We start from the raw sequence: 8,237 nt of genomic DNA, 5'->3' as shown, positions 1-8,237 counted from the left end.
CGGCGGCCAGCGCCGTCAGCCGGGCCGGGCCGAGCCCGACGGCGGAGAGCCCGGAGCGCGGCTTGGTCCCGGGGTCCGTACGGGCCACGGCGACCGCGAACTGCACGGTCGCGGCCAGCGGGATCAGACACCACAACAGCCGCAGCATCGATCCGGCCGGATGGCCGACCGCCCAGCCCAGGGTGCACAGCAGCAGGAAGCCGACGCCCGCCGAAGCGGCGACGACCAGCAGCCGGCGCAGCTGGACCAGGGGCCGCGCGCCTCGGGCTAGACGGAGAGCGAGCACGCCGCCCGGCCTTCCGCCTCGGAGGTCCGGTGCGCGTCGTCGGTGCGGCGCCCGTCGACCAGCGTCACCGTACGGTCGGCGAGCGTCGCCGCCTCCGGGTCGAGGGTGGCGATGACGACGGTGATGTCGTGCGAGCGGGCCGCCGTCGTCAGCGTACGGAGCACCTGAGCGCGGTCCGTACGGTGCAGCGGCGCCGTCGGCTCGTCGGCGAACAGCACCGAGGGCGAGGCGACCAGCGCACGGGCCACGGCCACCCGCTGGCGCTCGGACTGCAGCAGGGTGTGCGGGCGCTTGCGGGCGAGCGCGCCGATGTCGAGCCGCTCCAGCCACTCCATGGCGGCGGATTTGGCGGCGCGGTGCGAGGAGCCGCGCAGCAGCAGCGGCAGCGCCGCGTTCTCCCAGGCGCTCAGCTCGGGGACGAGCGAGGGGTCGGCGCCGATCCAGCTGAAGCGGTCGCTGCGCAGCCGCTCGCGGAGCTGCGGGGTCATGGTGTGCACGGCGGTGCTGTCGAACCAGACCTCGCCCTCCTGCGGGACCAGCTGGCCCGACAGACAGCGCAGCAGGGTCGTCTTGCCGCTGCCGCGCGGGCCGTTGACGGCGAGGATCTCCCCTTCGCGTACGCCGAGGGAGACACCGTCGAGCGCTGGCGAGCCGCTGTGGGAGTAGTGCAGGGAACGCGCCCAGAGCACGTCGTTGTCCGGCGGGGCCACCATGGCGTACACCTCGTTCGGATCAGATTTACCGCCCGTCCGGGGGACGGCGGCGGGGCCGATCGGTCACTGGGCACGCTAAGCAGACTCGGGCTGGTGTGCGGACAGCACACGGCCCGGATGCCGCCCTTCTCACCCGAAAGGGGGGCACCCGGGCCGTCAACAGGCTCAGCGTTCGATCAACGCGTAAGCCTGCCCGTCGTCGATGGGGACGCCTACAGCTTGGTGTACGCCTCCGTCAGCACGGACCGCAGGATGCCCTCGATCTCGTCGAAGGTCCCTTGGTCGGAGATGAGCGGCGGCGCCAGCTGGACGACCGGGTCGCCGCGGTCGTCGGCCCGGCAGTACAGACCCTGCGCGAACAGCTCCTTGGAGAGGAAGCCGTACAGCACGCGCTCCGTCTCCTCGTCGGTGAACGTCTCCTTGGTGGCCTTGTCCTTGACCAGCTCGATCCCGTAGAAGAAGCCGTTGCCGCGTACGTCTCCGACGATCGGCAGGTCGTGCAGCTTCTTCAGGGTGTCGAAGAACGCGCCCTCGTTGTCGAGGACGTGCTGGTTGAGGCTTTCGCGCTCGAACAGGTCGAGGTTGGCGAGGCCGACGGCGGCGGAGACCGGGTGGCCGCCGAACGTGTAGCCGTGCAGGAAGGTGTTGTCACCCTGGTAGAACGGCTCGGCGAGCCGGTCGGAGATGACGCAGGCGCCGATCGGGGAGTAGCCCGACGTCATGCCCTTGGCGCAGGTGATCATGTCGGGCACGTAGCCGAACTTGTCACACGCGAACATCGTGCCGAGCCGGCCGAAGGCGCAGATGACCTCGTCCGAGACGAGCAGCACGTCGTACTGGTCGCAGATCTCGCGCACCCGCTGGAAGTAGCCGGGCGGCGGCGGGAAGCAGCCGCCGGAGTTCTGCACCGGCTCCAGGAAGACGGCGGCGACCGTCTCGGGACCCTCGAAGAGGATCTCCTGCTCGATCTGGTCGGCGGCCCAGCGGCCGAACGCCTCCGGGTCGTCGCCGTGGATCGGCGCCCGGTAGATGTTGGTGTTGGGCACCTTGTGCGCGCCGGGCACCAGCGGCTCGAAGGGCGCCTTCAGCGACGGCAGTCCGGTGATGGACAGGGCTCCCTGCGGGGTGCCGTGGTAGGCGACGGCGCGCGAGATGACCTTGTACTTGGTGGGCTTGCCGGTCAGCTTGAAGTACTGCTTGGCGAGCTTCCAGGCGGTCTCGACCGCCTCGCCGCCGCCGGTGGTGAAGAAGACCTTGTTGAGGTCGCCGGGCGCGTAGTCGGCGAGCCGCTCGGCCAGCTCGACCGCCTTCGGGTGCGCGTAGGACCAGATCGGGAAGAAGCCCAGCTCCTGGCCCTGCTTGTAGGCGGTCTCGGCGAGCTCGTGTCGGCCGTGCCCCGCGTTCACCACGAACAGCCCGGACAGCCCGTCGAGGTACCGCTTGCCCTTGTCGTCGTAGATGTAGGTGCCCTCACCACGCACGATGGTGGGCACGGGTGCGTTCTCGTAGTCCGACATGCGGGTGAAGTGCATCCACAGGTGGTCGTACGCGGTTTTGGAGAGGTCCTTGCTCACGGCTATCGGGTTCCCCACATATAGGTCTGCTTCTTCAACTTGAGGTAGACGAAGCTCTCGGTGGAGCGCACGCCGGGGAGCGCGCGGATCCTTTTGTTGATCACATCGAGCAGGTGGTCGTCGTCCTCGCAGACGACCTCCACCATCAGGTCGAACGAGCCCGCGGTCATCACCACGTACTCGCACTCGTCCATGGCGGCCAGCTCGTCGGCGATCATCTCCATGTCGCCCTCGACGTTGACGCCGACCATCGCCTGCCGCCGGAAGCCCACGGTGAGCGGGTCGGTGACGGCGACGATCTGCATCACGCCCTGGTCGAGGAGCTTCTGCACGCGCTGGCGCACGGCCGCCTCGGAGAGGCCGACGGCCTTGCCGATCGCGGCGTACGGCCGGCGTCCGTCCTCCTGCAGCTGTTCGATGATGGCGAGGGAGACGGCGTCGATCGCTGGCGACGACCCGTTCCCGGTCCTGGAGTCTGCGCTACGGCTAACCACGCGGTTCACTGTGCACTGCGACTCGGCCGTCCCGCAACCCTGAAGCGATGAAATTCGTTGTTGTAGGGGTCAAATATAACCGAATCCGAAGTTGAGGAGGGTCGGGCCTGTCGAAAGCGTCGACCGAGCGTTTAGGGTGGGTGTCTCACCCACTGAGCAATCAGGGATCCGGCATCCGAACAGGAGGGGTGGCAGTGACCACCGAGCTGCGCCGTCTGCGTAACTACATCAACGGGGAGTTCAAGGACGCCGCCGACGGGCGGACCATCGAGGTGGTCAACCCCGCCACCGGCGAGGTCTACGCCACGTCCCCGCTCTCAGGACCCGCCGACGTCGACGCCGCGATGGAGGCGGCGGCTGCCGCGTTCCCCGCCTGGCGCGACACCACACCCGCCGAGCGGCAGAAGGTCCTCCTCAAGATCGCCGACGCCTTCGAGGAGCGCGCCGAGGACCTGATCGCCGCCGAGTCGGAGAACACCGGCAAGCCGCTGGGGCTCACCCGCAGCGAAGAGATCCCGCCGATGGTGGACCAGATCCGGTTCTTCGCCGGCGCGGCCCGGATGCTGGAGGGCCGTTCGGCCGGCGAGTACATGGAGGGGCTGACCTCCATCGTCCGGCGCGAGCCGGTCGGCGTCTGCGCGCAGGTCGCCCCGTGGAACTACCCGATGATGATGGGCGTGTGGAAGTTCGCCCCGGCGCTCGCCGCGGGCAACACGGTCGTACTGAAGCCGTCGGACACCACCCCCGCCTCGACCGTGCTGATGGCCGAGATCATCGGCGCGATCGTGCCCAAGGGCGTCTTCAACGTCATCTGCGGCGACCGCGACAGCGGACGCGCCATGGTCGAGCACCCGACCCCGGCGATGGCGTCGATCACCGGTTCCGTACGGGCCGGCATGCAGGTCGCCGAGTCGGCGGCCAAGGACGTCAAGCGGGTCCATCTGGAGCTGGGCGGCAAGGCCCCGGTCGTGGTCTTCGACGACGTCGACATCGCGGGCGCCGTCGCGGGCATCGCGGAGGCCGGGTACTTCAACGCGGGCCAGGACTGTACGGCCGCCTGCCGGGTCCTCGTCCACGAGTCGATCCACGACGAGTTCGTGACCGCGCTCGCGAAGGCGGCGGAGGACACCAAGACCGGCGCCGCCGACGACGAGGACGTGGCGTACGGGCCGCTCAACAACGCCAACCAGCTCGCGCACGTCTCCGGCTTCATCGACCGGCTGCCGGCCCACGCCAAGGTCGAGGCGGGCGGCCACCGTGTCGGTGACAAGGGCTACTTCTACGCGGCGACCGTCGTCTCCGGGCTGAAGCAGGACGACGAGATCATCCAGCAGGAGGTCTTCGGCCCCGTCATCACCGTCCAGTCCTTCACGGACGAGGCGCAGGCGCTGGAGTACGCGAACGGCGTCGAGTTCGCCCTCGCCTCGTCGGTGTGGACCAAGGACCACGGCCGCGCGATGCGGATGTCCAAGTCCCTGGACTTCGGCTGCGTGTGGATCAACACCCACATCCCGCTGGTCGCCGAGATGCCGCACGGCGGCTTCAAGCACTCCGGCTACGGCAAGGACCTGTCCGGCTACGGCTTCGACGACTACACGCGCATCAAGCACGTGATGACGTCGCTGGACGCGTAACTTCGCCGTCCGGACGCCGAAGTCCCGCCGAGGGGGCGGGCAGTAGACACTGTGTCCATTGCCTGCCCCTCTCGCGTGGGCCGAGGGTATGGGGCATGGCTACTGCGGACCTTTCCCGACCGGTCTCCCGGCGCACGCTGCTGCGCGGTCTCGGCGCGGCGGGCGTGCTCGGCGCGCTGGCCGCGCTCACCGGCTGTGGTGTGCCGGCCGCGTACGTGCAGCCCGGCGACCGCGGCGCGCCCGACCGGTCAGCGGCGGACCGGACGCTCACCTTCGCCAACTGGCCCCTCTACATCGACGTCGACGACGACAACCCGGCACGCCGACCCACCCTGGACGCGTTCACCCGGCGCACCGGCATCGACGTCCGGTACACCGAGGAGATCAACGACAACGACGAGTTCTTCGGCAAGATCAGCCCCTCCCTGATCAATCATCAGGAGACCGGCCGGGACCTCGTCGTCATCAGCGACTGGATGGCCGCCAGGTTCGTCAGGCTCGGCTGGGTGCAGGAGATGGACCGGTCGAAGCAGCCTCATGTCGCCGCCGAACTCGACCCGCAGCTGCGCAGCCCCGCCTTCGACGAGGACCGGCTGCACAGCGTCCCCTGGCAGTCCGGGATCACCGGCATCGCGTACAACCGCAAGAAGCTGGGCCGGGAGATCCGCTCGACCAACGACCTGTGGGCGGACGACCTGCACGGCCGGATCACTCTGCTGTCCGGACTCGACGAGGCGTTCGCCCTGCTCATGCAGGGCAACGGCGCGGACGTCACCCGCTGGACGGCGGACGACTTCGACACGATGTGCGAGCAGGTCGAGCGGCAGAAGCGGCGCGGCCAGATCCGCCGCTTCACCGGCAACGACTACATCAAGGACCTCGCGACCGGCGACGTGGTGGCCTGTCAGGCGTACTCCGGCGACGTCATCCAGCTCCAGGCGGACAGTGCCGACATCGAGTTCGTGGTGCCCGAAGAAGGCGCCGAACTCTGGGCGGAGAGCCTGCTGATCCCCAACCTCGCCCGCCACAAGAGCAACGCGGAAGCGCTGATCGACTACTACTACGAACCCGAGGTCGCCGCCGAACTCGCCTCCTGGGTCAACTACGTCTGCCCGGTGCCTGCCGCCAGGGACGTACTGGCTTCCTCGAAGGACAAGGACAGCGCCGCGCTCGCCGAGGACCCGCTGATCTTCCCCGACGACGCGATGCGCTCACGGCTGGCGATAGCCCGGGACATCACGTCCGACGAGCGGGAGGACTACGCCAAGCGCTGGGACGCGATCGTCGGCCTCTGAGCCCTGGCCGCCGTACCGTCTTCCCGCTGCGTGTTCCGCGCCGTCACCGCTTCTCCGCCAGCAGGCCGGACAGGACGTCGACCCGGTTCGTGGTGATCGAGTCGACGCCGTACTTGACCAGCCGGCGCATGGAGCGCGCCGTGTCGACCGTCCAGGCGGAGACCAGCAGGCCGTCCCGGTGGTTGCGCTCGACCAGTTCCGCGCTGATCAGGCCGAAGCGGTAGTTCAGCCAGCGCGGCCGTACGGCGGCGAGCAGGGCCGGTACGGGCGGTGCCACCGACTTCCAGGTCATCGCGATCTCGGCGGACGCGTCGGTGTTCCGTACGGCCAGCATCGTGGTGGGTCCCGCCGTGTAGAACACCCGGTCGGCGGCGCCGCTCTCCCGTACGACACCGATGACCGTGCGGACCGCTTCCTCGGTCGCCCCCGGCAGATCGATCATGAGCCGGGACGCGGCCGTGGCCAGCAGCGCCTCGCGCAGCGTCGGCACCCCGCCGCCGGTCAGCGCGGTCAGCTCGGCGGCGGTCACGTCGGCGAGGAGCCGGTCCTGGCCCCACAGCCGGTCCAACGACGCGTCGTGCAACAGGACGGGCAAGCCGTCCTTGGTGAGCCGCACGTCGACCTCGACCGCCGCCGCTCCGCGCGCGAGCGCGGAGCGTACGGAGGGGAGGGTGTTCTCGCGTACCCGGTACGGGTCGCCTCGGTGGCCTACAGCAACGACGGTTCGCATGAGGCCATTGTGTCGGTCGGCCGCCGTGCGACGGGTCATCCGGTCACCGGGCGAGCCATGCGGCGGTGTACGAGTCGATCTCGTCGGCGAGCTGCTTCTTGCCCGCGGCGTCGAGGAAGGACGCCGCCACGCCGTTCTTGGCGAGGGCGGCGATCCCCGGCTCGTCCAGGCCGAGCAGCCGGGCGGCGACCCCGAACTCCTGGTTCAGATCGGTGCCGAACATCGGCGGATCGTCGCTGGCGATCGTCACCAGCACCCCGGCGGCGACCATCTCGATCACCGGGTGCTCGTCGATGTTCGCGACCGCGCGGGTGGCGATGTTCGACGTGGGGCAGACCTCCAGCGGAATGCGGTGCTCGGCGAGATGCGCCAGCAGCTTCGGGTCCTGTACGGCGCTGGTGCCGTGGCCGATGCGCTCGGCGCGCAGCGAGGTGAGCGCGTCCCAGATGGTCCCGGGGCCCGTCGTCTCCCCGGCGTGCGGCACGGAGTGCAGACCGGCCGCGATGGCCCGGTCGAAGTACGGCTTGAACTGCGGCCGCGGCACCCCGATCTCCGGTCCGCCGAGTCCGAAGGCGACAAGACCCTCGGGGCCCAGGTCCACCGCGAGCCTGGCCGTCTCCTCGGCGGCCTCCAGGCCCGCCTCGCCGGGGATGTCGAAGCACCAGCGCAGCACGACACCCAGCTCGGCCTCGGCCGCGACGCGCGCGTCCTCGATCGCCTCCATGAACGCTTCGCCGGGGATGCCGCGCCTGGTGGAGCTGAACGGGGTGACGGTCAGCTCCGCGTAGCGGACGTTCTGCCGGGCCATGTCCCTGGCGACCTCGTAGGTCAGCAGCCGGACGTCCTCCGGGGTGCGGATCAGGTCGACGACCGAGAGATAGACCTCGATGAAGTGGGCGAAGTCGGTGAAGGTGAAGTAGTCGGCCAGTGCCTCGGGGTCGGTCGGCACCTTGGAGTCGGGATGCCGGCCGGCCAGCTCGGACACGATGCGCGGCGACGCCGAACCGACGTGGTGCACATGGAGTTCGGCCTTGGGCAGCCCAGCGATAAAGGGGTGCGGATCGGTCATCGGGAGTCCTCCGTCGTGCCGGGTCGGGTGCCGGTCGGTACGCCGACGGATCATCGTAGGCCGGGCCCTTACGGCCCCGAACGCAGGCCGTAGCATGGCGGAATCACGATGGGGGAGGACCATTGTCAGACCAGAGCGAGCAGCCGCAGGGCGGCTACGAGCCGATAGACCCGTGGGCTCCGCCCGAGAAGAAGACGTCACTGGACAAGGAGCAGCGGCAGCCGTACCCCGGCCCCCAGGCCCCGGGCGGATCCGGCGGACCTGGCGGGCCCGGCGGATCCGGTGGCTCTGTCCATGATCTGCCGACGGTCATCGGGATGCCGGGCAGCGGCCCCGGAGCCGGGGCCGTGCCCCCTCCGCCGCAGGCTCCCTCCGGCCCCTCCGCCCCGCCCCAGCACTACGGCTACCCGGTCTACCCCAGCGGCCCGGCCCCGGCCCCCGC

General features: G+C 69.8%; 7 protein-coding genes and 2 pseudogenes. 3 read left to right on the top strand and 6 right to left on the bottom strand.

All coding sequences use genetic code 11. The features are described from left to right. The 4 genes and pseudogenes from HY68_RS02175 to HY68_RS02160 all read right to left on the bottom strand — a co-directional run. Positions 1-286 (bottom strand): annotated as a pseudogene (locus tag HY68_RS02175) (hypothetical protein); the annotation flags it as partial. Continuing rightward, positions 268-999, bottom strand: coding sequence for an ATP-binding cassette domain-containing protein (locus tag HY68_RS02170; RefSeq protein WP_041983860.1), 732 nt, complete (start codon positions 997-999; stop codon positions 268-270). The gene HY68_RS02170 and the pseudogene HY68_RS02175, both read right to left, overlap by 19 nt. 212 nt (positions 1,000-1,211) lie before the next feature. Further along, positions 1,212-2,591: an aspartate aminotransferase family protein gene (locus HY68_RS02165; RefSeq protein WP_078863390.1), complete on the bottom strand. Its 1,380-nt coding sequence runs from the start codon at positions 2,589-2,591 to the stop codon at positions 1,212-1,214. Further along, entirely contained in the window at positions 2,576-3,067 is a 492-nt protein-coding gene (locus HY68_RS02160; protein WP_041983858.1) for an Lrp/AsnC family transcriptional regulator, read from the bottom strand. Before HY68_RS02160 ends, HY68_RS02165 begins: the two co-directional genes overlap by 16 nt. 194 nt (positions 3,068-3,261) lie before the next feature. Here HY68_RS02160 and HY68_RS02155 point away from each other — a divergent pair, with 194 nt between their 5' ends. Beyond that, positions 3,262-4,701 carry a gamma-aminobutyraldehyde dehydrogenase gene (locus HY68_RS02155; protein WP_041983856.1) on the top strand — a complete coding sequence of 480 codons (1,440 nt, stop codon included), beginning with the start codon at positions 3,262-3,264 and terminating at the stop codon, positions 4,699-4,701. A 95-nt stretch (positions 4,702-4,796) separates the two neighbouring features. Further along, positions 4,797-5,996: a spermidine/putrescine ABC transporter substrate-binding protein gene (locus HY68_RS02150; RefSeq protein ID WP_041983854.1), complete on the top strand. Its 1,200-nt coding sequence runs from the start codon at positions 4,797-4,799 to the stop codon at positions 5,994-5,996. Positions 5,997-6,039: 43 nt separating this feature from the next. On the opposite strand, the gene HY68_RS02145 is transcribed toward HY68_RS02150, so the two are convergent. Together HY68_RS02145 and HY68_RS02140 are read right to left on the bottom strand one after the other, a co-directional pair. Then, positions 6,040-6,726 (bottom strand): glycerophosphodiester phosphodiesterase, encoded by a 687-nt coding sequence (locus tag HY68_RS02145; protein WP_041983853.1) that lies wholly within the window; start codon positions 6,724-6,726, stop codon positions 6,040-6,042. Positions 6,727-6,769: 43 nt separating this feature from the next. Further along, positions 6,770-7,795 carry an adenosine deaminase gene (locus HY68_RS02140; protein ID WP_041983850.1) on the bottom strand — a complete coding sequence of 342 codons (1,026 nt, stop codon included), beginning with the start codon at positions 7,793-7,795 and terminating at the stop codon, positions 6,770-6,772. 122 nt (positions 7,796-7,917) lie between these two features. Here HY68_RS02140 and HY68_RS44535 point away from each other — a divergent pair. Then, positions 7,918-8,237, top strand: a pseudogene (locus HY68_RS44535) (hypothetical protein); the annotation flags it as partial.

Origin of the sequence: Streptomyces sp. AcH 505 (genome assembly GCF_000818175.1) — a bacterium.
Taxonomy (GTDB): Bacteria; Actinomycetota; Actinomycetes; order Streptomycetales; family Streptomycetaceae; genus Streptomyces.
The sequence above is the reverse complement of the archived record's forward strand: the minus strand, read 5'-3'. Positions and strand labels throughout refer to the sequence as shown.